This is a genomic window from Geobacter sp. AOG2 (assembly GCF_019972295.1).
Classification (GTDB): Bacteria; Desulfobacterota; Desulfuromonadia; order Geobacterales; family Pseudopelobacteraceae; genus Oryzomonas.
Map to the genome: position 1 here is coordinate 1,170,729 of NZ_BLJA01000001.1, position 22,627 is coordinate 1,193,355.

Genomic DNA, 22,627 nt, shown 5'->3' on the forward strand with positions numbered 1-22,627 from the left:
GGGTGCCGTTCAACTCGCTTGTCTATTTTCTCTTTCTGCCAGCCACCTACCTGCTTTTCTTCGTAACTGTCGACCGCTGGCGCTGGCTGGTCCTACTCGGAACCAGCTACGGCTTCTATGCCGCTCTCAAGGCACCCTATCTCTTGGCAGTGCTATTGACGGTAACGGGCATCAGTTATGTTTGCGGACTCCGCATTGCCGCATCCCAGGATGAAACCATCCGTAAACGCTGGCTCTGGGCAGGCACTTTTGCGTGCGTTGCAGTCCTGGCCGTCCTCAAGTATTTTCCCTTTATCGAGTCCTACGCCAACAGCATCTTCGGGCTCAATGCCACCCTCTCCCGGACGCTCATCAGCATAGGTGTTTCCTACTATGCCTTTCAGGCGATATCCTACCTGGCAGACATCTATCTGGAGATCGAGGAGCCGGAACAACACTTCGGCCATTACGCTCTCTTCATGGCATTCTTCCCGAAACTGCTGCAAGGCCCCCTCGAGCGAGCCGGAGACCTGCTGCCGCAGTTGAAGCGGCCGTACCGGTTCGATTATGATGCCATGCGTTCCGGCATGTTCCTGTTTACCTGGGGGCTTTTCAAAAAGGTGGTGGTGGCCGACCGATTGAGCCTGATCGTCGATACGGTTTACAATGATGTCCATTCATTTACGGGCTTTTCCTTCATCTTTGCTACCTATCTGTATGCAATGCAGATCTATTTCGATTTTTCCGGCTATACCGATATGGCCTTGGGCACTGCGCGCATGTTCAACATAAACCTGAGCCAGAACTTCAACAGCCCTTATATGGCCAACTCTGTTGCCGATTTCTGGAGACGATGGCATATATCCTTTTCCCGCTGGATTCTGGACTATATCTTCAAGCCCCTTCAAATGCGTTGGCGCGACTGGAAGACGTGGGGCACCGCGTCAGCCCTCATGGTGACGTTTTTTATTTCCGGTATCTGGCACGGGGCCTCATGGGGTTTTGTCGTGTGGGGGCTTCTACACGGTGCGTACTTGGCGACATCGGTATTTTACAAGCCTCTGCAAAAAAAGATTCATAAAAAGACAGGTCTGGAAAAGACGGCAGTTCTTAAGATTTGGCAAACCATAGCCACTTTCAATCTGGTCTGTTTTGCCTGGATATTTTTCAGAGCAAATTCCCTGTCAGATGCCTTGTATATCATAAGGCATCTGTTTTCAGGCTTTGATAGTAATATCACATCGGCACTCCTGACTTCCGGAAAAATATCGCTCTTGATACTTCTGTGTTCCCTAGGCATTGTTAATTTGTCATATATTTTCATAAGATTTTCTGATGTGAAAACTAAATTTTACGATAAGCCACTCTGGTTTAGGTGGTCGATATATTACGGCTTGGTAGTGTTGTTGCTGGTTTGTAATATCGACATCGACAGTATGTTTGTCTATTTCAAGTTTTAGTATAACCATTCCAGGGTATCGAAGTGACCAGATTGATTCTAAAATTGATACTCATTTGCGTAGCCATTCTTGCTACTGACTACGCGGTGGATGCCTACCTGAAAGATGGTCTCAATAGGTATTATGGATTCACCAACGGGGCAAGGATTCTGTGCGTCGGGCATTCCCGTTCAGACCATGCCATAGATAAAAAAAGGCTGGAACAGGGTCTCAAGGTCCCGGTAGCCAAATATGCGGTAGCGGGAATGGATGCATTCGACCGACTGGCAATGATTCGTCATTACTTTGGCGAACATCCGCATCAAACAAAAATAGTAGTCTATGATGTCGATTTTTTTACTTTTAACGGCAGGACCTATAATCCTGAGCACATGAAACAGTACAAGCAATTGTTTCCATTTATGGGCAACGAGAATATCGACGGTTATCTGAAAAGCAGAAGTACATGGTCCGAATATTATTCACAAAAATACATCAGATCCTTACGGTATAACGACCCCAAGGTTTTTGCCAGGGCTGTCATCAACCATTTTAAAACCGCCGAGATTCCTGGCGATTATTTCGATGAGGTCAGTTACAGAAAGAATCTGGTCAGGAACGGTAACCCCTATGCCAATCTCACCATAAATCCTGCTACAGTGAAATGTTTCGAGGAAACACTTGCGCTGCTTAAATCAAAAAACGTCAAGACCGTCCTGTTGTTTCTGCCTATTGTAGATTTGGAACGGGACAGGATTGATAAAGCTTATCGGGATAAGGTCGTGGGAATGTTTCGCAGCTATGACGCGCAAGACCCGGATGTGTTCTTCATTGATCACAACCAAATGTTCGAACATCGACGCGAACTTTTTTACGATCCTCTGCACTTCAACAAGCATGGTCAGGCTTTGGCTACTGATGGCCTTGTCGGCGTAATAAAGCCGATAATGTGATCTGGCCGCTCGGGGATATACCCGTGTCCGGTTTTATCGATGCTCTGGCAGCCAGTTGTGGGCGACATGGAACAGCCCGCCAGCGAGTACCACGGCGATGCACGCCACGGTAGCGGCGAGGGATCGCCCATGCCACAACCCGCCAAACCAAGCGATGAACTCCGTAGCGAGGACATTGGCCTTGCCGCCGTAAAGCTCCAAGTCACGAAGCGATCTCCTGGACCCTTCGATGTCAAACTCCGGTATCCCCTCCGGCGCATCCCCCGCTGCCAGGAAGATGAGGACGGCGGCGCCCAGGCCGGCCAGCAGGATAAAGATTCCGCAAAGGTAGAGGCGTGTTTGCAGCCTGTTGTCCCTTGGGTGTTCCTGCCTGTCGCTCGCCATACCGGTGTTGTGTGCCGTAATCATTACTGTTCTACCAGCTTCCACGTCAGGTCAGGATTGTAGCCCTCCATCTTGCGCGCGATTTCTCCGGTCTTCGGCCCCAGATCCTTTTCATACACCCTTCCTCTCTGGTTCACAATGAACGTCATCACCCCCGAAACCCCCCACTTGGCTGGATAGGCGATCAGGGCATAGCCGGCCACCATATTGCCGTTGATGACGTAGCTGAACCTGCCGCCCGGTGCGTTCGGCCCCTGACGGGTGAGAATCCGGACATAGTAGCCGTGGTATGGCCGGGGGCCGTGTTGCCCTGCCGCGCGCTTCTGCATGTACCCTTCTTCTTTTGCCTTGGCGACCAAGGGACCGAGTGGGCTCTCCTTTTCGCCGGATACGGTCGGCCAATAGAGCCCATCCCTTTTACCCGGCCGGCTGATCATGTGCCGCGCATATTTGGGCAATTGCTCGCCATCCGGTTCCGGCATGGCGTAATATTCCCGCTGGGCATCCACATAAGCCCGGCAGACATTGATGGCAACCAGCTCGTTGTGACCGATGCGTCGGTTGAGGATCTCCTCCCGCCCCTCTTCCGTGTTGAACAGCCAAGCGTCGCCTCGTTTGACGATCGGTACGGGGAACGGCCATTTCTTCGCTCCAATGACCAGGATTGCCTTTGTATCTCCCTCTTTGACCAGTTCGGTCCCTTCCCGCACATGTCGGCTGAAATGGTCGAATTCCGCGGCCTGTTCCACAGGATCGCCCGGTTCCAATTCAGCGGCAATCGGGCCGAAGATTCTCTTCAACTCTCCATGGTCCTTGTGCTGAACGGCGCTGATCAAGGCTTGGCGGGCCTCTTCGGGAGATGCAAAGAACCGTTGGACCGAGCCGGACTGGGCGGCAAAGCCGGCTGCCGGCCTGAGCGCCATCACTACGAACAAGGCGCACAAACACCACGCCCCTGCGCCGCGGAACACGATCTTCCCCAAATCCATCATACGCTTCATTCCTTTCTTCAAGTACAACCGGCTGCGTGACCCGTTTTACCTAACGCTGCTGCCGTCCTCCTTCGGCGGACGGCGCCGGACGGGGGGCAGAAGGGGGCTGGCGTTGGGCTGGCGCCGGACGTGAAACCGACCTCGGGGCAGGCGTTGGGCGTGAAACCGCCGGGCGCTGGGCTGGGGCCGGGCGGGTGAATTGTTGCATGGTTCCCCTGCTGCTCTGCCCGCGCTGACGGTAGGAAGCCGCGTCCCTGTTGCTGCCGTAGCCGCCGTAGCCGGTCTGGGACGCCGGTTGCGATCTCTGGACGTCCCTACCCCGGTAGACGTTAGTGACCGGGGAGGGTGCCGGCTGACGGTTGCCCGTGGCCGGGGTACGCTGGCCACCCACCCCGGGGGCTGGCCGCACAGGGGCTCCGCTGCCGGTCATGGTCGGAGGACGCTGCCCGCCGCCCTTGGCCGGGGCTGCCGGACGGCCCGGAAGTTCGGGACGAAGCCGCACGTTGCGGCGGATCTCCTCGCGGTAGCGCGTGGTGTCGTGTTGCAGTGTCTTTCTGTTGGTAGTGATCGTCCGGTAACGGTTGTCGATGTAGACGCTGTTCCGGATATGGACATGAGAGCGACTCCGGCCGATCCACCCATTGCCCCGCCAACCGTGGTAATAGATCCGGTGCCCGTGCCAGTCGCAATCACGGTTCAGCCAGGTTCCGATGATGAATCCGGGACCGAAAGTAATGAACCCGTACCCCGTTTCGACGTATACCACCTGGGGATCGTACAAGGGGACATAGATCACATCGGGCGCCACCGGGTCGATGCTGATGAACCCTCCTTCGTTCACCACCTGCTGTTCAGGGGTGGATGCAAGATTTCCCCTGGCCTCCGCTTCGGCGCGCAGGCGCTGGATCGCGTCCATCACGTCCTGCTGCTGGTTGATGTAGGCCTGTCCAAGGGATACGGTCCAATCATACTTTTGATCCATCATGGAGAGCACGTCGGGATAATGGGCCACCGCCTTAACGCTCACGTCCCACGGCTGGTCGTCGATCCGGGCCGCTTGCCCGTACTGCCTGACATACCGGGCCGCCAGGTCTATCTGGTCGGCAAAGGTGGCCGCAGGCAGTATCTGGGCGAGCAGCGGATCAGGGTAGAGGGCGATGGGGGCGAGCAGATCGTCCAACTCCTCAGCTGTAAAAGGGGCGTCATTCACCTGTTCCATCCCGTCGGACGGAACATACTGGTCGCCTTCGGCGCGCGCCGCACGGCCTGCTACCAGCCCCAGGACAAGGAACACCGCAGGCAGAGTGATCAAAAATGGTTTCATGGCTCTCTCCATGGACTCCGGCCGTTGTACCGGGCTCTTTAATAAGTGTACCAGAACTCTGCGGGATGGTAAGCCGTCTTTACAGGCATGGGCTCCGCAGGTCTGTCCCACATCCCGCGTCCCGACAGGTCTCAGATCGGGCTGCATCAGCACTGCCGGGTCACGCCCGGAAATACGGATGTTCGTATGATGCCCCGCGGCTGATACTCTGCCCGATGGTTTTTCACGGTGCATATATCTTTTAAACGCGGAAACCAGAGCTCTGGTTACAAAAAAAATGCTGCCAGCGATTTTGGAAGGCCCCTGGCGGGAACGGGAATGGTGTGGCGGTATAGACGAGAAAAGAAAACTGCACAAGTGCCGAGGCATGGTGCCCGATCATGAGGACATGGCATGAGACAGGGCCAGCGCCAGGAGTTGCACGGTTTTCCGGATGAATTCGCTGAAGCTTTGTCGGAGGTGCCTCAGAGACGCACAGCCTGCCCGGCTACTATGAACGGGCCTAGTGGCGTCGCATGATCTCGAAGATATAGAGGATGATCTCGATGGCGATCAGGATGATGATGATCCATTCCAGGCGGGCGGCGCGGCGGGCATGGGAAAGGTTGGAGAAGACGTCGGTCATGTCGAGCAGCGTCTCCGACTTGTGCTTGATCTCCTGATAGCGCTGGTTCAGTTCGAACAAGCGTGCCATGGTAAGGTAGAGACGGTCGGCCTCCGGGTCGTCCCAGGTGATGTCCGGCTTATCCAACACCATGATGTGGGCAATCGACGTAAATTTGAAGCCCAGGATGGACGATGCCAGCCGCGCCATGTCGCGGTCGGGGAGTTCCAGGGTGCCTTTCCCCAGGTTGGAGATCAGCACTTCCACCTCATCGAAGACCGTATCGACCCGCTCTTCAATCCGTTCCAGAGCAACCGACTTGGCGATCACAAAACAGATGATGTCGATAAACGCCTGATTATAGTTCTGCATGACGGCATAGTCGTTGGTGATGGCCGCTTCGCGGGTGGCATCAATCTCAAGCTGGTATTCTTCCCGGAAAGTAAGTTGGGGGGGAATTTTCACGACCTCTACATGCTGTTTGATGCCATCCAGAAAGCGGGCGATGATGGCGCCCGAACAGTTGAGAAATACTGCGCATCCGAAGTAGAAAAGATGAACCGCCTCGACGTCGTTTTCCACAGCAAGGGCGAAGGTCACCGGATTGAGCTTCATCGACTCTTCCCACCGGTATCTGCGGGACATACCGAGTACGGTGGCCAGGCGATTCAGGTCGAGCTCGCCTCCGAAGGCAAAGGCATTGAATGAGTAGGTATCCATCTCTCCTCGATTTGGCCGTTTTTACAATATTATCACGTTTTCCTTGTGTTTCAGCACCACAATACCGGTTATTTCCGTTTTAACGGGTGTGATGGCCCCTCTTTTTTTCTTTCATGACCGCCTTCGAGCGTTGCTCGGCGCTGGCGATTAACATTTGGTGGCTTCCGGTATTTTTTCTGTCTTTGGAAGGGACCCGCTGGATATACGTGCCGTCCGGTTGCATGTCCCAGGCCGAGCGCTGATCATTGTCGTGGATATCGAAAATGTGATGCAATTCCTGCTTCAACTCCGGTGCCTCGACCGGAATAAGGATCTCCACCCTGGCCTCAAGGTTGCGTTTCATGAGATCGGCCGAGCCTATAAAATACTCATCCTGCCCGTTGTTCCTGAAATAATAGATACGGGAGTGTTCCATGAAGCGGCCCACGATGCTGGTAACGCGGATATGCTCGGAGAGACCCGGTATACCGGGACGCAATCGGCAGGTGTCGCGCACGATGAGATCGATCCTTACACCGGCCATGGATGCCTTGTAGAGCCCTTCGACGATATCGGAGTCCTCCAGCGCGTTCATCTTGAAGCGGATATGCCCGCCGCCGTTCTCCGTATGGAACGCTATTTCCCTTTCGATATTTTTCAGGATGACCTTCTTGAGGGAAAGGGGGGCAGGGATCAGTTTCGTGTAGTTGCGTTTGACGGAAAACCCTGTGGTTAGATAGTTGAATAGCTCGGTCACGTCCTGACCGATGGCGTTATCACAGGTGAGTATGCCAATGTCGCTGAACTCCCGGGCCTTGTCGGTATGGTAATTCCCCGTCCCCATGTGGACGTAGCGTCTTAGTCCGCTGTAGTCCTGACGCACAATCAAGATTACCTTGCAATAGGTTTTAAGCCCCACTACGCCGAAGGTGACATGGATGCCTGCCTCTTCCATCCGCTCGGCGAGGCGAATATTGGCCTCCTCGTCGAAACGCGCCTTCAGTTCGATCACTACGGCAACCTGCTTGCCGTTATGGGCCGCCTGTACCAGCGAGTCGATGATGCGGCTGTTGCTGGCGGTGCGATAGAGGGTCATCTTGATGCCGCGTACCTTGGGGTCTGCGGCTGCCTCGCGCAGAAAACGCTCCACCGAGGTGGCGAATGACTCATAGGGATGCTGTAACAAGATAGAGCCGGCGTCACGGATGATATGAAAGATATTGCGCGGCGTTTGTAGCAGGTGGTGATCGATCGGGTGATGCGGCGGGTCGTGCAGGCGTGGGTTATCCAGACGCGCGATTTCCAATAGATCACGCATTGCCGGCATCAACGGCAGTTCAAAAATATCGCTCTCTTCATTCAGTTGCAACGCACTCGCCAGCTTGCCGCGATGCGCCGGGCCCATGCCGGTGCCAACCTCAAGCCGGACAATAGGTGCGAACTTGCGTTCCTTGAGTTCCGACTCGATCATCGCCATCAGGTCGTCGGCTTCTTCCTCGTTTTGTTCAGTGTTTGCATTGCGGGTAACCCGGAACAGTTCGCAGGCTTGCATCCGCATCCCCGGGAAGAGCATGTCCATGTTGTGCATCATGACGTCTTCCAGGCTGACGAAGGTTTCTTTGGTTCCGATCCTGATGAAACGTGGCGTATCCTGACCAACAGGGACCTTCACGCGTGACAGGATGGTTTTCTTTGTCTTTGGATAGCACGATGTAACCAACAGGTTAAGCGAGAGGTTGGAGATGAAGGGAAAAGGGTGAGCCGGATCGATGGCTTGTGGCGTCAGCAGGGGGAAGATGTTCGTGTGATAGTATTCCCGGATCTGTTTTTTCTCATTTGTCGAAAGCTCCCCGTAGCTTTTGATGACAATTCCCTTGAGTCGTAGGAGTTGGAGAATCCTACCGAGGATCTCGTCACGGCATACCTCCAACTTCCTCACGAAAGCGTAACACTCCTGTACCTGCTGATGGGGTTTACGGCCGTCCGGGGTGAGTTCGCACATGCCGGCGCCGATTTGCTGCTTGAGGCCGCCGATACGTTTCATGAAAAACTCGTCGATATTACCGCTTACGATGGCAATGAACTTCAGACGTTCGAGCAGAGGCACTCGCTCGTCTTCCGCCTCGCACAACACACGGCGCTTGAAGGATAGCCAGGTCAACTCACGGTTGAGATACCATTGTGGGGCGGAAAGATCGAAGAGAGAAGAGGGCGGGGCGGATGACGATACGCACTCATCGATTCTTTCTTGCTGATTCGGAGCGAGGCCTCGGGGAATCCCCTTTGTGGTAATTCGGTGTGGTGTCATGTGGTCTGGCTGGCGTGTATTCAGATATGAAAATGATTTTCGTAGCAATCTTGCTGTTCTTTTGGATGATGGACCCTGGTCTGCATCCTCGTCTCGTATGTTTCCAGTCTGTTTTCTTCCCTTCTCGCTTCAATGCCCCCGTTGTACAAGCCGTCACGAATATCAACCGTGACAGCATTCCCTCACGAGGTACAGAAACATGCTTTCCGGCGAATTGTGACCATTAGTACAATAAATAGAAATAATTACAATATCCGCAGACCAAAAGTAACAATATTGTAACAATAAAATCTGTATGAATTTACTGGATCTAGCGGGCGTCCAGCTATTTGCTCCGATGCTTCTCGCTGCCGTCGGTATCTTACCGGCAAGCACGAGCGGAAGTAGCTGACGCCGAACCGGAACGCTTTGGTCGTGACCTGCCCCATGAAGTTCACACAAAAGTTACATGGTGTACATACTGCAGCTACAAAATTATCATATAAACATGCGAGATGAATTGTGAAGCGCATGTGAATCTTCCGGCAGTTACCTGCAGTCTTTCCCGTAAAGACCTTCCGTACCATCTGTCCTCCGATCAAGCCGTTACACAGCGTCACAACGAACCAGGCTACCGTAAATCCGCTCTTGAGAGGTTACGAGTCGCAGCCGGAATGGGAATCGTATGCACACCATAAATAAGAAACGCTTTGCGTCCATAGTAAAACAATACCCCTCGGAAGCCGTGATGCGTCCGGTAAGTGAGCGTGAAGCCTTATCGAGAATCGGCGTTTCCTTTGAATCCGCGGAAAAGATGGCGGTAACGTTGCCCTTCTCCTTTAGCGACGTTACCGCAGGGTCGGAAAACGAGTTGCAGGCCGTAGTTGTGGGGGACAAGGACGAGGTAGACCTTCCGCTTGTCATCGAACAATCCAACTACTTTGCCAATATCATGAAACAGGCCGCTGCCGGGGAAACACCACGAAAGGTCATTGCCGATCTGGAACGTTTCATTGCAGACAATCCCTCACGAGTTTGGGAAAACAGCTGGGTCCGTTTCCCGCGCAAACATCTTTCGTCCTACGCAACTGCTGTTTTCGAGATGGATCTTCTGGCGGACAAGAAGAATTCCGCCGCAGGGAGGCGAGCCGATTGGGAGCGTTTTATCCTGCATGATGCATCGGGGGAAGAGATGCTCCGTCTGCCGATCAGTTACCTGATCAAGCTTGCGCTGGCAGACCTGCTCGGTTCCCAGCGGATTCTTCCCCCTGGTATCCGACAAACCGGCATCCGTCTCATGGGCCATTACTTAAACGACAACACCTCGCCGGAGACCTTCTCATTCAATGTTGTTTCCCTGACACCGGCGGGTGGCATGGGAAAGGCCATTGCCCGTGAAAGCGCTATCCGCTATCTCATGACTCAGCTGCTGGTAATGTATGCAAATGAAGCCTTTGGCCTGAAAAAACAAGGTCAGAGAGCGATGATCTATTTTGCGCCCCATCCTCCGGTACGGCAAAAGGAGATGAACGACCACGTCTCGGATACCTTTTACCGGGAACTGTTCATGAGTCCCTGTCTGTCCGGTTGGGACAAGGGTGAGGCGAAGTACCGTTACATGCAGTTATGCCATCAGGTGCTCTCCCGCAGTCAGCTCAATGCCGTTGCCAAGCTGCGCGAATCGCGGATCATTCTTAACAATCTGGTGGTGCTCCCCAACCTTTCAAATGTGAGCCTTGCCAACAACGGCACCCACATCAGCATCGGCAGCAAGCGTTTGTCCCAGGCCCTTGCCGATGGCAGGTCGGGTTTCGGGGCGGTTGACGAGAAACATCTGGGCGACCTTGCCATCAAGATAACGGAGCATTTCCTGCCGCTATTCGTCGGAACCTACACCGCTGCTCCCTACCGTCTCGCCTACACCGATTTCCATCCCGAGAAGGCACTGGGTTTTCTGCCGCACGAACTCGACTACACTCATCTCAGGATGATGTGGCGTCGCTGGAAGAAAAAGGCCAGCCTTTCCGTTTGCGGCCAGCCGGTTACCCCCTTTGGGCCGGTGGCCCTCGACAAGCTGTTTAGCAAGGTTTTCGGGCTCAAGGGCGATTTTGTACCCGATTACCGCTTGGTGGACTATCTTGTTTGCCTGCTCTCCACCGATCGCAGCCCGGCCTTGAATGGGCTTACGGGCAATACCGACCGTCTGCGGAAGGATCTGGCCGATATGGGGGTTTTCGACGAGCAAATGTCGGTTTACCTGCTCTACAAAACGCGGGAGTACGCCAAGATGGGCTTTTCTGGATTCGAAGGCAGGCATTACAGCCTCTTCGGAAATTTCGAAGAGGACATGGGGCGGGCTGCGGACTTGCAAACGCTCATAACGGTTCTCGCCTACAAATATATCGCCACGGGGACCAGTCATGCCCATATTCCCGACACCTCCTCCGTGGAAAGTGAGCGACGGCAGATCTTCTTCGGCTCTGCGATCGGCATTCCCACTTTTTTCGTCAGCAAAAGCTCTACCAATGTTTTTCTGAGCAAAATTCTCAAGAAAACCAACGCAGTACGCTCCAGTAGCCGCTATCCCGGCTACCTGCGCGTCCAGAACCATGAGTACTGCAAGGCACTCGTCAGGGTAATCAGGGAAGATGCGGCAGACCTGATCGAACTCCTAGATCTGAATGTCACGCTGAAAGATCTTGAAGAGCGCCTTGCCGAGCCGGAACAGCGCACCGCCGCAGGCCGGCTGACGGCCGGTATTCTTAACGAGGTGAACGCACGCTCTCCCATGAGCCTCAAGTCCCGCGATTTCAATGTCGGGGCTGAACGCTATTACCGGGAAACCCTGAGGCGAAGACACATTGAGGAGGCTTTTCGCTTCCTTGAGGTCGAGTGCCGGCGTTTCGGTCAGGAGTCGGCAATGTTGGACGATGGGGTGCGTAAAGCCCTGCGGTTCACGCTCCAGGGGCAGGACGCTGCTCGTTTTCTGGAAACGGTCAAAGAATCGGTCCTGTTGGAGCAGGCCGACATCACAAGCTTGCAGCGACTGATGAACCTCATCCTGTTGACAGTCTCATGTGAAGAAAAGCAGATAACACAAGAATCCAACGACATCGGGGGTTGCCAGGAACATGCTACACCAGTACATCGAACGGCATAGCGGCAGGGTCGTCACCGAACGGTTGTTTGGAGATCGCATGGTCAGACTCCTCTATCATGGGGTGCGGGAGAACAGCACTGGACTTTTCAGGCTCTTGACCAGTAGTTGGTCATCGCATATCCTCGGGATGGTCAATTTCGACCGCCCCATACTTGGGAAAAAACGGTTTCTGGATGATTGTGGTATTGATCTCGCCGAATGTCTCGACCCGCCTGATCGACTGGATACGCCACGTAAGATATTCGAACGGAAGATTCGTTTTCAGGAATGCCGCCCCATGCCGGAGGAGCCCGGGGCGGTTGTTTCACCCGCCGATGCCCGGCTTGTGGTCGGTTCCTTCCACGAGACATCTCTGCTGTTCCTGAAGGAAAAGTTCTTTTCATTTGAGGAACTGTTGGGCCATGATAAGAAACAATGGCAGGCGGCATTTTCCGGAGGGGACTTTGCGATCTTCCGGCTTACGCCGGACAAATACCACTACAACCATACGCCGGTAGCCGGGCAGGTCGTTGATTGCTACGCCATTGACGGCGATTACCATTCATGTAACCCTTCCGCCGTCGTCTGTGTCGCCACCCCCTACTCGAAGAACAAGCGTGTGGTGACGGTCATCGATACCGATGTTCCGGGGGGGACAGGGGCTGGCCTCGTGGCGATGATCGAGGTGGTTGCCCTGATGATCGGCGATATTGTCCAGGCTTACAGTAGACAGGGTTACGATGCTCCGAAAACGCTTGAACGCGGGATGTTTCTCGAAAAAGGGCAGCCGAAGAGCCTGTACCGGCCGGGAAGCAGCACGGATATCCTTATCTTCCAGCAAGGGCGCGTCGGTTTCAGCGCGGACCTGCTCAGCAACATGCGCCGTTCAGGCGTGTCGAGTCGCTTTACGCAGGGTTTTGGAAGTCCCCTGGTCGAAACTGATGTCAAGGTACGGTCTCTGATCGCATCGGCGATTCCATGTCCCGGAAATACCCGACAAGGCCATTCCATGCAAGGGAGTCAATCATGCTCGTGACAATCGTCCTGTTTTCCGCAGCAACGCTCATGTCGCTCTATCTTTGGTGGGGATTTACGTGCCTGCCCGCGGAGAGATGGCAGATCTTTGCCACGGTGCCGTCCGAAAGGACAAAACCGGGCGGCTGGCGCGGAGTTAATTTTACTTGGTACGGAATTCTTACCGCCAACGCCTATCTAGTTGCGGTACTGGTACTCCTCGTCCTGATGGGAGCAGCGGGTCTCTCGCCATTGGGAACGGCGCTGCTGGTGGTGGCGCTTCTTACCTGCTGCGTCCCGGCTTCACGGCTGGTGGCCCGGATCGTAGAAAAAAAGGCTCACACCTTTACGGTAGGCGGCGCGGTGTTTGTCGGCATACTTATCACAGCGCCGCTGATTGCACTGCTCAACCGGACAGCTGGCGCGGCCTTCTCCTTCCATATCCCTATCATGGCGGCCTATGCCGCCATTGCCATCGCCTACGCCTTCGGCGAGGGGTTGGGCCGTTTGGCGTGCATAAGTTTCGGTTGTTGTTACGGCAAGCCGTTATCGGCATCAACCGGCATGCTGAAGCGCCTTTTTGCCGGGCGTTGCTTCGTCTTTTCCGGGACCACCAAAAAGGTCGCCTATGCCGGCGGAATGGAGGGGACGGAGGTGGTGCCCATTCAGGCGGTCACGGCCATACTCTACACAGCATTTGGGTTTATTGCTACTTGGCTGTTCCTGTCAGCCCATCATGCCGCGGCATTCCTGACGGCTACCATTGCAACCCAGGGTTGGAGAACGCTGTCCGAAACCCTGCGGGCGGATTACCGGGGTGAGGGGAGGTTGTCCGCCTATCAGGTCATGGGTATGATCGGCGTCATCTATTCCATCGCAACGGTGTTGTTCTTGTACGATGAGACGCCCGGCCTGCCGGACCTGCTGAACGGGCTTTCAAACCTTTGGAATCCTGCCCTGATCCTGTTTTTACAGGGAATCTGGCTGGTGATTTTCCTGTACACGGGGCGCAGTACGGTTACCGGCGCGACCCTTGAATTCCATGTCCACACTGATCGCATATGAAGGTCCTGTCATGAGCAAAACAGATGGTATAGAGCAACCACGCGGCTGGAGCCCAAGGCGGGCGGTTGCGCAGCGCCTGAAGACAATCCTGGCCTCCGGGCTTACCCCCCGCAAGCTTCTTGTTACGCTCTGCATCGGTGGTGCGTTGGGCCTGTTGCCGATTGTGTGGGGCACGACGCTTCTGTGTATTGCGGTGGCATATGTTTTCAGGCTCAATCAGGTCGTGCTCCAATCGGTCAATTACCTCTTCTACCCGCTCCAATTGGCCCTCATCATACCTTATTGCAGGCTGGGGGCGCGGCTGTTCCCCTGGGGACCTCCGTTTCCGGCCGAAATCCTTACGTATGTGCTTCATGGACACGGTGCCGGCATGTTCAGGCTGTTTGCGTGGGCCACGTTCAAGGCCACCGGCGCTTGGCTGCTGACGGCACCACCACTGGCGTTTGTCATTTATCTGGTATTTTCGATGATGATAGGAGGGAAACGCTCCGCGTCGGAAGTACCGCGACAGTAGCTGTAACCGCTCATACCGAGAAGGAGGTGAAATGCCCGGCCCCTACGCGCACATAACCCTTGTCAACGAACTGAGAAAGAACATTATGAAAAAGTCGGTCCATGTGCCGACCTGTGAGGCCATGAGCGCCATCCTGGATTTTTTCGCATTCTGCGAGCTTGGTGCCGTAAGCCCCGACTATCCCAACCTCGAGGCAGATGACGAGAATGCCTTCTTATGGGCCGATGCCATGCACTATACGCGGACAGGTGACATGATCCGAAGCGGGGTGCGGTATGTCAGGTCAATCGATAATAATGCCCGGTGCAAGGCCCTAGCCTGGCTTCTGGGGTACTCCGCCCATGTGGCGGCAGATGTCACAATTCACCCGGTCGTTCAGATCAAGGTTGGGGACTATGCTGAAAACAAGAGGCAGCATCGCCTGTGCGAAATGCATCAGGATGCGTTTGTGTATCAGCGGATGAACCAGGGGGAGATCGGCGAATCGAATCATTTTTCCGTCGACGTATCGAGTTGTGGCGAGCAGATCATTCGGGAACGGCTCGATGACGTCATCGTGCAGCTTTGGAACGCCATGCTGGAAGAGGTGCATCCCGATCTGTATGTTTCCCATCCCCCCGATGTTCAAGGATGGTATTCACGATTCGTTTCCCTTGCCAACAACGGTGATGCAGCGGATGGTGCTTTGTTTCCGCTGGCAAAGGTCATAGTCTCTCGGACCGGCCTGAGGTATCCGACATCCGGCGGGGTTGACATGCAGTACGTCGAAAACCTACAGATACCCACCGGGTTCACTATGCATTATAACGATATATTCGACAGGGCAATTGAGAATGTGAGTCTCATATGGCGAATGATCGAGCGTGGGGTCTGTGTCGATGATATGTCATGCCTGTCGTACATACGGGAGTGGAATCTGGATACCGGCCGGGACGATCAGGGGAAATATGCCTTCTGGAACTGATAATCCGGTAAACGGTGATGCGGCCGATTTTGGACTATCCGCTGAACTTAAAAGGACAGGGCAGTAATGTTATATTTTGCCTATGGATCGAACCTGTGGCGGAACCAGATGCATGACCGCTGCCCTGACCACGAAGAGATTGGTTATGGGATTTTGCAGGGTTATCGCTGGCTAATATCACAACGCGGATACGCCACTATTGTCGCGTCTCCGCGTGACGAGGTCCACGGGAAGGTATATATGCTGACGGAGCCCGACGAATGCAGCCTCGACCGCTACGAGGGCGTTTACGAGGGTGGATATCGTAAGGAAATCGTTCCGGTTATCCTGGACGGGCACAGCACACCATGTCTGGTATATATTGACCCGGTGGAGACGGAAGGGGTAGCATGGCCGGAATATGTGGGACGGATCAATCGTGGCATCTCCGATTCAGCGCTTTGCCCCGAATATGTCGCCCGCTATATGAGAAAGTTCATCCCCGTGACGGGTTGTGATGCCTTGTGCGGGGTGTGAACCCGTGCGGACACCGAGGTAAAAGGAGGCTCCGGTTTTATGGAAACCCTTATAGTCAGTTCGTGGGAGGAGTTGCAAAACGAACTCTTTGCCGATTCGTGGAATGAGGATTTGCGACGCTTCAGGTCACGCTTCGCCTTCCGGGGACTTTCAGACACCGGGTATCGTCTTGAGACAACCTTGATCCGGCTGGGCGGAGAATTTGCCGACCTTGAACGGCACCTGCTGCGTAATTTCAAGAAATATGCCCACCGCACCGTTGTTGAGCGTGATTCCCTCTGGCACTGGCTCTCCGTTGCGCAGCACTACGGCCTGCCGACACGGGTACTCGATTGGACCTATTCCCCATTTATCGCCATGCACTTCGCCACCGCCAACATCGACAAATTCGACACGGATGGCGTTATCTGGGCGGTCAATTATGTCAAGGCGCACGAATTGCTGCCGAGAACCTTGAAGGACAGGCTTGAGCTGGAAGGCGCGAACGTGCTGACGGTCGAACTGCTTTCGGATGTGGTCAATTCATTGCCGGAACTCGACGCGCTTACGAGCGAAAAGGTGGCAATTTTCTTCGAGCCCCCATCCATAGACGACCGGATCGTCAACCAACATGCCTTTTGTTCGGTCATGTCCGATCCCTGCATGGTGCTTGACGACTGGCTGGCGGTCTATCCCGGAATCGCGCGCAAGATTGTCGTTCCGGCTTCTCTTAAGTGGGAGATCCGGGACAAGCTCGACCAGTCGAATATCAACGAACGGGTCCTCTTTCCCGGCCTCGATGGGTTGAGCCGTTGGCTGAAACGTCATTACAGTCCGAGGATGTAGCTCAAATTTCACATTGGACTGGTGATTCTTAGCGGTTTTTGGAGTTGCAGATTCTTGATCGCTTCGGATTGAAAGACGAGAGTGTTTACAGGCGCAGATGATGGTGCGCATTTACATCACGCTTGCCTGACAGGCGCAAAATTGGTTGTTTTGGAAGAGTTTCAATCGCTTGATTCAAGTCTGGAACACCCTGCTGCAGACTCAATGCTCAACCTCTTTTAGAGAGTGTATGCCGATAAATTTCATGGCAACATTAGAAGTCTCAACCCTAACGACCTCACAATTATAGTTGTAAAGGTTTCCGCCATCCAGACTGATTTGGCAATTATCACCAATTTGAAATCTCTCCGGCGGGGTGTAGAAATGTAACAGAGCACCACTCAACGAGATGTTCTTAATCGTAGCCAAGTAATACAAATCTCCCAAGCGTAGATGACATCGCTCATCGTCAACGAGCCTTATGTGACGCCTTTGCTCTTCCATAGCGCACTTCGCAGATTAAAATTTTTTCAATCAACTCACATAATTTATACCATTTTATTGAATGATAGCAACGCACGGAAAAAAATAACCGGTCAACCAACTGCTCCCCGCCTTGGAAATTACTCTTCAGGTGGAACCCCCACCGGTGCAGGCGGTTAAGCGTGGCGAAGGATACTGTCTGAGCGACCGAGCCCGGCGGGATGTACTGATCGACCTAGAGCTATTGCGGGCATGGGGGGAAACGAATCAGGCGGTGATCGAGAAGTTCAACCAGCGGGGAAAGTAATTTTTGTTTCAAGCTGTTTAAAAATCAATTTTTGTGGCAAAATTATGGCAAAATTGAATAAGAATAAAACAAAAAGGGTTACAGCATCATTGCTGTAACCCTCTGTTTTTACTGGCGGAGAAGTAGGGATTCGAACCCTAGGTGGAGTCACCCCCACACTTGATTTCGAGTCAAGCGCCTTCGACCACTCGGCCACTTCTCCAAAAATGAAGTGGCACCTTATATCATTTTTTGCCAAAACTCAAGTTCTAGATGATGGCGGCGGATGTTGAGCGGCTTTGCACGTTGTTTGTCATATTTTGAAATTGACAGCGCGTGGAATGGGTATAAAATTTAATGAAAATTTAGGCTTATAGCTGATCAGTCGCTTACTCTGTCATGGGAACAGCAGTATGGATGGGACAAGGTTTTGGCGACTGGGCGGAAGATGACGGTTAATGAAATACATTATTTTGCCGATAAGATAACCATATCCACCTCATGGAGGAGACAATGTCACTGGCTCAACTTTCACCCGTCGTCGTTGTAGGTACCCCGGCGAATCTCAATCCACTGGCCCAGGCGAATGACGGAACCACGGCGGCTGTCGTTGGTACCATGGCCCAGAAGAACACGCAAAAGACCAAAAGCGATTCTGTAACCATTTCGCGCGAAGCCATGGCAAAGGCCGCAGAGGCCGGAGCGCAAGCCGGAAACGGCAAAGATGCCCAGACCAAGAGCGCGGCATCCGGGACGAGAGGGCGCTAGCATCCTGCGCGACTGATTAGCTCCCCGTCGTTGATACCGACCAGCAATCTACCCCTCTCGTGATGGAATGGAAGCTGAGTCGAGTCATCCCCTTTGCCTATTTTCCCCTCTCGCACTTGCTACAGCCATCCTCTGGACTGATCGTCATGTCTGGAGACAACGGATATCCTCAAAAAGTCCATGCTTGGCAGGCCATCCAGATCCGATATGGAGTCATTGGAAAAGGTCGTCTCGTACATCACGCGGGAGCGCCGGCACCGCAAGGATCAGGACGAAATGGCGATGACGACTTTGTCCATGGGATACCGCGGGGTTAGCGCCGCCTGCCGACAAACCTGAGGAGCATCAGGAACAGATTGATGAAGTCCAGGTACAAGGTCAGTGCGCCCATGATGGCCGGTTTCCGCCCTCCAGCACCGCTCGCCGCCAAGGCTCTGATCTTCCAGGTGTCATATGCCGTCAAGCCGGTGAAGACGAGCACTCCGATACCGGAGACGACCCACGAAACTGCATTGCTGTGGAGGAAGATGTTGACCAGCGAAGCAATCACCACCCCGATCAGTCCCATGAACAGGAAACTGCCCCACGAGGTCAGATCGCGATTGGTCATGTAACCATAGACGCTCATGACGCCGAACATCCCGGCTGATATCACGAAGGTGGAGGCGATGGAGTCGGCGGTATAGACCAGGAAGATGACCGAGAGGGTGATGCCATTGAGCGCCGAATAGCCAAGAAACAGGAGTGTCGCCGTTGTGGCGCTTAGCCGTGCGATGGCGCCGGAGAGGACAAACACCAGGCCGAGTTCGCCAATCATCAGGCCGTAGAAGAGCAGACGGTTGCCGACGATGGCCTTAAGCATCTCCGGGGAGGAGACTGTCGCCAGGGCCAACAGGGCGGTGATCATGAGGCCGGCACCCATCCAGGCGTAGACTTGACGGATCAGGCTATTCTGGGCGATTATGGTCTTTTCCTGGGTTTGGGGATAATTGATATCAAACTGATTCATGGTGAAATTCCTTTCGTCTTTCGTGTCGACCAAACTGACATGTACGACTTCCTTTATTCTTTATCATGGCTTGTTTAGGGCATTTTGTCCAGAGCTTGCCTGCACTCTTGCCTGCTCGTTGCCACGTTGTCGTCACGTTTCCCCTCCCTCGTCCGCCGCTCCCACGTATCTCCTCACCATTCTTTGCTCAATAAGATAACGCACGCCCAGAGGAATGACAACAGCCATGAAGATGAATCCGCAGCCCATCCATTCGCGGGCAGAGAGACGCTCGCCCAGGACAAAGAAGCCTGCAATCAGGCTCCAGACCGGGTCGAGGGTGTAGATCAAGCCGGCTCGGGTGGCGGTGACATAACGTTGGTAGGCATTTTGGAGGGTGAAGCAGAACACGGTGGGAAACAGCGCGCAGTAGGTCACTGACATAAACGCGGAGCGGGACAAGGTGATGTGGGGCAGCGGGAACAGCAGAACGATGCACCCTGCCATCAGGGCCGCAGTGGCGAATTGCACCAGCGAGATCAGGTAGACATTGTCGTCCTTCAGCACTTTGGATACCGTTACGATCTGGCAAGCGATCATGAGGGCGCAGAAAGTGGAAATCAGGTCGCCTTGGTTGAAACCCTCACTGCCGCCTATGGCCAAAAGCCAGATGCCGACCGAGGCCATGATGATGCCGGCCAGGTTGATACGGCCGATCTGATCGCTCCAAACTATTTTAACTATCAGGGGAATAAATAGAACAAACAGGTTATTGAGGATTGCGGCCCGCGAGATACTGGTTCCCTGGACGCCGAAGACAAAGCTGATGTTGGTCAGTCCCAAGGTGACGCCGACGGTTGCGCCGCGCCACAGTATCTGCCGGTTGAAATTTTTGAGCCGTGAGCCGGAGATGATCGCCATGATCAGGGTTGCCAGGCTGAAGCGCATTAGCACAAACAGTTGGGGCGGGATCTCGCGCAGTCCGATCTTGGTGAAAAGAAAGCTACCCCCCCAGAAGAAGGTGGTCAGGATCAGGATGAAGTAGACCTGTCCCATTGTGGGCTTTTTGTGAGGGGTCACGGATGCGGCCTCTCACCAGCCTCAATGGTTCGGGTTGCCAGATATCCGGCTATGATCGGCAGATCAGCCTCGGCCCAGTCCAGGATTGACAACTGTTCCGGCTCCATCCAGGTTACGGTCCGATGCTCGTGCAGGACCATAACGCCGCCGGCCGGCGTGCAGACAAAAGGATATAGGGTGACCGTGAAGGATTCATAGGAATAGGTTATGATTGGGAGTGCCTGGCCCAGGTTGATGCCGATGTCCAACTCCTCCCGTATCTCGCGGACAAGGCAAGCCTCGGGTGTTTCGCCCGATTCCAGTTTTCCGCCGGGGAATTCCCATTTGAGGGGCATATTCATGATTTCGCTACGCTGGGCGGCCAGAACCCTGCCGTTATATTCGATGATGGCGCAGGCTACGTGGATGTGGGGTTTCACAGGATTCTCTTTCATTCAATGTACTTGAGGTGCGCGAGGTTGCAGCCGTTCGTCGTTTCGCTTAATGCAAAGCCGGTTTTTTGATGATGCCGCCGACAACATCCGCCAGGGGGTGGATCAGGATGAAAGCCGATTCATCTATTTCCATGGCGGAATTCGTGACGCTGGCGATCTCCAGGCGGGTGACGACACAGTAGAGGATGTGCATTTCCTTGCCGGTTTTCCCTCCCCGGCCTCTGTATACCGTTACCCCGCGATTCAAGACGCGAACGATTGATTCCCTGATCTCGTCGCTCTTCTCCGAGACGATGATCACTGCTGTGTATTCCTCGATGCCGTGGATCAGGAAGTCGACGGTTTTTGATGCTGCCAGATAGGTGAGGACCGAATACAGGGCCGATTCGATGCTGAGGAAATAGGCGGCAGCGGCGAAGATGAAGATATTCAGGACCAGAATGACGTCGCCGACCTTCACCATGTGGCTTTTCTTGCTGATCAAGAGCGCCGCTATTTCTGTGCCGTCCAGAACCGCTCCGCCCCGGATGGCGAGGCCGATGCCGGCACCGATGAAGAATCCGCCGAATACCGCTGTCAGGAGCTTGTCCGGCGTGACGTCCGGGTAATGGACGAATGTCAGGCAAAGGGACAGGCCGGCGATTGTCACGATGCTCTTTATCGCGAAGACGATGCCAATCTGGCGATAGGCGAGCGCAATAAAGGGAAGATTTATGAGCAGGATCAGGATTGCCAGAGGGATGCCCAGTACATGGGAAAGAAGCATGGAGATACCGGTCACGCCGCCGTCGATGAAATTACTGGAGAGCAGGAAGCCTTTAAGTCCCATGCCGGCCGACAATACCCCCAAAATAATCAGCGCGGTATTCAGGGATTCCCGCAGGATCGCCTTGCGGGACAGAGACCAGCCCATCATTGTCATAATCCTTTCGCTTCAAGATAGGAATGAATGGTTGTACGACCTTACCTGCCAACCCATTGTACCAACTCTTCAAGGGTTCCGACGCGTATGTCGGCCAGTTCCGGCCAACGAAAACAACGGGAGACGTCCACATGCACGGTCAGCGCCCCGGCCAGGCGGCCGGCTTGCAGATCGTAAAGATAATCACCGACCATAACGGTTGTCGCCGCTTCCGCACCCCAGAGTGTCATCAGACGACGGATGCCTTCCGGGTCGGGTTTGGGGAGTGCTTCATCCCGCCCCAAAACATCGGTCGTCGCAAAGTAACCGCCCAGGCCGATTATCTCCAAGGTGCGCAGGGCGTTATCACGGGTATTGCGGGTCAGTACGCCCAAAGCGGCACCGGAGCTGTAGAGGCGGTCCAGCAACTCCCGCGCCCCCGGAGCGGCCTCAGTGATGTGGGCCAGTTCCAGCTCGATCTCCTGCAAACGTGCATGCAGGGGCCTCGCCCGGTGTTCCGGCAGGGAGGCCAAGTGGCCGAGGATATCGCAACCGTCCGGAATGGATAACTCCTGCCGGATGGCGGCGAAGTCGTGAACCGCCACGGTCAGAGTGCCATCAAGGTCGAAAACCCAGTGGGAGCATACTGAGATAGCATCAATATATCTGTCGTCGTCAACCAATATGCACCGCCAGCCAGATCGTTGTTTCGTTCGGAGACGTCCAGACCACCCGATGGCGCCAGTGGGCGGGGACCATGAGATAATCGCCCGCCGTCAGGTGCCGCGGTTCCGGCTCTCCTTCGAAAAGCAGACCGGCGCTACCCGCCAGCAGAAGCACCCATTCGTCCTGGTCCTGATCATACCACTCCCCATCAGGTGTGGCTTGGCCGTGGGACAGGATCCGCTCGATGCGGACGGCTCCCTTTTGGGCCAGGGGTTCGAACAGCTCAGTCGGAAGGTCTGAGGGGACGCTGCAGAATATATTACCGGCTTCCGTCATGGCTCACC

General features: G+C 54.5%; 23 protein-coding genes and 1 tRNA gene. 11 read left to right on the top strand and 13 right to left on the bottom strand.

What is annotated here, in order from left to right:
• Window positions 1-2 precede the first annotated feature (2 nt).
• The gene (locus tag LDN12_RS05395) at window positions 3-1,439 is read left to right on the top strand and encodes an MBOAT family protein (protein ID WP_223921657.1); all 1,437 of its coding nucleotides are present in this window, start codon (window positions 3-5) and stop codon (window positions 1,437-1,439) included.
• Window positions 1,440-1,462: 23 nt separating this feature from the next.
• Complete coding sequence (locus tag LDN12_RS05400) at window positions 1,463-2,371, top strand: hypothetical protein (RefSeq protein WP_223921658.1); 909 nt, start codon at window positions 1,463-1,465, stop codon at window positions 2,369-2,371.
• 33 nt (window positions 2,372-2,404) lie between these two features.
• On the opposite strand, the gene LDN12_RS05405 is transcribed toward LDN12_RS05400, so the two are convergent.
• From LDN12_RS05405 to ppk1, 5 genes are all read right to left on the bottom strand, one after another.
• On the bottom strand, window positions 2,405-2,779 hold the full coding sequence (locus LDN12_RS05405; protein ID WP_223921659.1) for a hypothetical protein: 375 nt from the start codon (window positions 2,777-2,779) through the stop codon (window positions 2,405-2,407).
• Window positions 2,779-3,756, bottom strand: coding sequence for a DUF2950 domain-containing protein (locus LDN12_RS05410; protein ID WP_223921660.1), 978 nt, complete (start codon window positions 3,754-3,756; stop codon window positions 2,779-2,781). The genes LDN12_RS05405 and LDN12_RS05410 overlap by 1 nt, the downstream gene beginning before the upstream one ends.
• 40 nt (window positions 3,757-3,796) lie before the next feature.
• The gene (locus tag LDN12_RS17865; protein WP_274382199.1) at window positions 3,797-5,071 is read right to left on the bottom strand and encodes a DUF3300 domain-containing protein; all 1,275 of its coding nucleotides are present in this window, start codon (window positions 5,069-5,071) and stop codon (window positions 3,797-3,799) included.
• 502 nt (window positions 5,072-5,573) lie between these two features.
• A complete protein-coding gene (locus tag LDN12_RS05420) occupies window positions 5,574-6,395 on the bottom strand; it encodes an RMD1 family protein (protein WP_223921661.1) in 822 nt (273 codons plus the stop codon).
• Between the two features lie 79 nt (window positions 6,396-6,474).
• Window positions 6,475-8,682 (bottom strand): polyphosphate kinase 1, encoded by a 2,208-nt coding sequence (gene ppk1, locus LDN12_RS05425; protein ID WP_223921662.1) that lies wholly within the window; start codon window positions 8,680-8,682, stop codon window positions 6,475-6,477.
• Window positions 8,683-9,346: 664 nt separating this feature from the next.
• On the opposite strand from ppk1, the gene LDN12_RS05430 reads away from it, so the two are divergent.
• The 7 genes from LDN12_RS05430 to LDN12_RS05460 all read left to right on the top strand — a co-directional run bounded on the left by LDN12_RS05430 (window position 9,347) and on the right by LDN12_RS05460 (window position 16,698).
• Window positions 9,347-11,821: a hypothetical protein gene (locus LDN12_RS05430; RefSeq protein WP_223921663.1), complete on the top strand. Its 2,475-nt coding sequence runs from the start codon at window positions 9,347-9,349 to the stop codon at window positions 11,819-11,821.
• Window positions 11,793-12,836, top strand: coding sequence for a phosphatidylserine decarboxylase (locus tag LDN12_RS05435; RefSeq protein WP_223921664.1), 1,044 nt, complete (start codon window positions 11,793-11,795; stop codon window positions 12,834-12,836). Before LDN12_RS05430 ends, LDN12_RS05435 begins: the two co-directional genes overlap by 29 nt.
• Window positions 12,827-13,879 (top strand): prolipoprotein diacylglyceryl transferase family protein, encoded by a 1,053-nt coding sequence (locus LDN12_RS05440; RefSeq protein WP_223921665.1) that lies wholly within the window; start codon window positions 12,827-12,829, stop codon window positions 13,877-13,879. The genes LDN12_RS05435 and LDN12_RS05440 overlap by 10 nt, the downstream gene beginning before the upstream one ends.
• A gap of 10 nt (window positions 13,880-13,889) precedes the next feature.
• Complete coding sequence (locus LDN12_RS05445) at window positions 13,890-14,393, top strand: DUF2062 domain-containing protein (RefSeq protein ID WP_223921666.1); 504 nt, start codon at window positions 13,890-13,892, stop codon at window positions 14,391-14,393.
• Between the two features lie 31 nt (window positions 14,394-14,424).
• A complete protein-coding gene (locus LDN12_RS05450; RefSeq protein ID WP_223921667.1) occupies window positions 14,425-15,357 on the top strand; it encodes a zinc dependent phospholipase C family protein in 933 nt (310 codons plus the stop codon).
• 66 nt (window positions 15,358-15,423) lie between these two features.
• Window positions 15,424-15,873, top strand: coding sequence for a gamma-glutamylcyclotransferase family protein (locus LDN12_RS05455; RefSeq protein WP_223921668.1), 450 nt, complete (start codon window positions 15,424-15,426; stop codon window positions 15,871-15,873).
• A gap of 39 nt (window positions 15,874-15,912) precedes the next feature.
• On the top strand, window positions 15,913-16,698 hold the full coding sequence (locus LDN12_RS05460) for an FRG domain-containing protein (RefSeq protein ID WP_223921669.1): 786 nt from the start codon (window positions 15,913-15,915) through the stop codon (window positions 16,696-16,698).
• Window positions 16,699-16,899: 201 nt separating this feature from the next.
• On the opposite strand, the gene LDN12_RS17950 is transcribed toward LDN12_RS05460, so the two are convergent.
• Entirely contained in the window at window positions 16,900-17,181 is a 282-nt protein-coding gene (locus LDN12_RS17950) for a PilZ domain-containing protein (protein WP_223921670.1), read from the bottom strand.
• A gap of 130 nt (window positions 17,182-17,311) precedes the next feature.
• Between LDN12_RS17950 and LDN12_RS05470 the strand changes: the two genes are divergently transcribed.
• Window positions 17,312-17,467 (top strand): hypothetical protein, encoded by a 156-nt coding sequence (locus LDN12_RS05470; RefSeq protein ID WP_223921671.1) that lies wholly within the window; start codon window positions 17,312-17,314, stop codon window positions 17,465-17,467.
• A 112-nt stretch (window positions 17,468-17,579) separates the two neighbouring features.
• Here LDN12_RS05470 and LDN12_RS05475 read toward each other — a convergent pair.
• A tRNA-Ser gene (locus tag LDN12_RS05475) sits at window positions 17,580-17,669 on the bottom strand.
• Between the two features lie 290 nt (window positions 17,670-17,959).
• Between LDN12_RS05475 and LDN12_RS05480 the strand changes: the two genes are divergently transcribed.
• Complete coding sequence (locus LDN12_RS05480) at window positions 17,960-18,214, top strand: hypothetical protein (protein ID WP_223921672.1); 255 nt, start codon at window positions 17,960-17,962, stop codon at window positions 18,212-18,214.
• A gap of 313 nt (window positions 18,215-18,527) precedes the next feature.
• On the opposite strand, the gene LDN12_RS05485 is transcribed toward LDN12_RS05480, so the two are convergent.
• The 6 genes from LDN12_RS05485 to LDN12_RS05510 all read right to left on the bottom strand — a co-directional run bounded on the left by LDN12_RS05485 (window position 18,528) and on the right by LDN12_RS05510 (window position 22,619).
• On the bottom strand, window positions 18,528-19,223 hold the full coding sequence (locus LDN12_RS05485) for a Bax inhibitor-1/YccA family protein (RefSeq protein WP_223921673.1): 696 nt from the start codon (window positions 19,221-19,223) through the stop codon (window positions 18,528-18,530).
• A gap of 132 nt (window positions 19,224-19,355) precedes the next feature.
• Window positions 19,356-20,282 (bottom strand): DMT family transporter, encoded by a 927-nt coding sequence (locus LDN12_RS05490; RefSeq protein WP_223921674.1) that lies wholly within the window; start codon window positions 20,280-20,282, stop codon window positions 19,356-19,358.
• Complete coding sequence (locus LDN12_RS05495) at window positions 20,279-20,701, bottom strand: (deoxy)nucleoside triphosphate pyrophosphohydrolase (protein WP_275951772.1); 423 nt, start codon at window positions 20,699-20,701, stop codon at window positions 20,279-20,281. The genes LDN12_RS05490 and LDN12_RS05495 overlap by 4 nt, the downstream gene beginning before the upstream one ends.
• Window positions 20,702-20,762: 61 nt before the next feature.
• On the bottom strand, window positions 20,763-21,632 hold the full coding sequence (locus LDN12_RS05500; protein WP_223921676.1) for a YitT family protein: 870 nt from the start codon (window positions 21,630-21,632) through the stop codon (window positions 20,763-20,765).
• Window positions 21,633-21,679: 47 nt separating this feature from the next.
• Entirely contained in the window at window positions 21,680-22,300 is a 621-nt protein-coding gene (locus LDN12_RS05505) for an HAD family hydrolase (RefSeq protein ID WP_223921677.1), read from the bottom strand.
• Entirely contained in the window at window positions 22,293-22,619 is a 327-nt protein-coding gene (locus LDN12_RS05510) for a cupin domain-containing protein (protein ID WP_223921678.1), read from the bottom strand. Before LDN12_RS05510 ends, LDN12_RS05505 begins: the two co-directional genes overlap by 8 nt.
• Between the last annotated feature and the right edge of the window lie 8 nt (window positions 22,620-22,627).

What these genes read in the sequence shown, in the direction of transcription:
- LDN12_RS05500 (WP_223921676.1), bottom strand. Translation starts at nt 21,632, where the DNA reads ATGATGGGCTGGTCTCTGTCCCGCAAGGCGATCCTGCGGGAATCCCTG.
- ppk1 (WP_223921662.1), bottom strand. Translation starts at nt 8,682, where the DNA reads ATGACACCACACCGAATTACCACAAAGGGGATTCCCCGAGGCCTCGCT.
- LDN12_RS05455 (WP_223921668.1), top strand. Translation starts at nt 15,424, where the DNA reads ATGTTATATTTTGCCTATGGATCGAACCTGTGGCGGAACCAGATGCAT.
- LDN12_RS17950 (WP_223921670.1), bottom strand. Translation starts at nt 17,181, where the DNA reads ATGGAAGAGCAAAGGCGTCACATAAGGCTCGTTGACGATGAGCGATGT.
- LDN12_RS05440 (WP_223921665.1), top strand. Translation starts at nt 12,827, where the DNA reads ATGCTCGTGACAATCGTCCTGTTTTCCGCAGCAACGCTCATGTCGCTC.
- LDN12_RS17865 (WP_274382199.1), bottom strand. Translation starts at nt 5,071, where the DNA reads ATGAAACCATTTTTGATCACTCTGCCTGCGGTGTTCCTTGTCCTGGGG.
- LDN12_RS05435 (WP_223921664.1), top strand. Translation starts at nt 11,793, where the DNA reads ATGCTACACCAGTACATCGAACGGCATAGCGGCAGGGTCGTCACCGAA.
- LDN12_RS05480 (WP_223921672.1), top strand. Translation starts at nt 17,960, where the DNA reads ATGTCACTGGCTCAACTTTCACCCGTCGTCGTTGTAGGTACCCCGGCG.
- LDN12_RS05450 (WP_223921667.1), top strand. Translation starts at nt 14,425, where the DNA reads ATGCCCGGCCCCTACGCGCACATAACCCTTGTCAACGAACTGAGAAAG.
- LDN12_RS05445 (WP_223921666.1), top strand. Translation starts at nt 13,890, where the DNA reads ATGAGCAAAACAGATGGTATAGAGCAACCACGCGGCTGGAGCCCAAGG.
- LDN12_RS05485 (WP_223921673.1), bottom strand. Translation starts at nt 19,223, where the DNA reads ATGAATCAGTTTGATATCAATTATCCCCAAACCCAGGAAAAGACCATA.
- LDN12_RS05510 (WP_223921678.1), bottom strand. Translation starts at nt 22,619, where the DNA reads ATGACGGAAGCCGGTAATATATTCTGCAGCGTCCCCTCAGACCTTCCG.
- LDN12_RS05405 (WP_223921659.1), bottom strand. Translation starts at nt 2,779, where the DNA reads ATGATTACGGCACACAACACCGGTATGGCGAGCGACAGGCAGGAACAC.
- LDN12_RS05430 (WP_223921663.1), top strand. Translation starts at nt 9,347, where the DNA reads ATGCACACCATAAATAAGAAACGCTTTGCGTCCATAGTAAAACAATAC.
- LDN12_RS05420 (WP_223921661.1), bottom strand. Translation starts at nt 6,395, where the DNA reads ATGGATACCTACTCATTCAATGCCTTTGCCTTCGGAGGCGAGCTCGAC.
- LDN12_RS05410 (WP_223921660.1), bottom strand. Translation starts at nt 3,756, where the DNA reads ATGAAGCGTATGATGGATTTGGGGAAGATCGTGTTCCGCGGCGCAGGG.
- LDN12_RS05460 (WP_223921669.1), top strand. Translation starts at nt 15,913, where the DNA reads ATGGAAACCCTTATAGTCAGTTCGTGGGAGGAGTTGCAAAACGAACTC.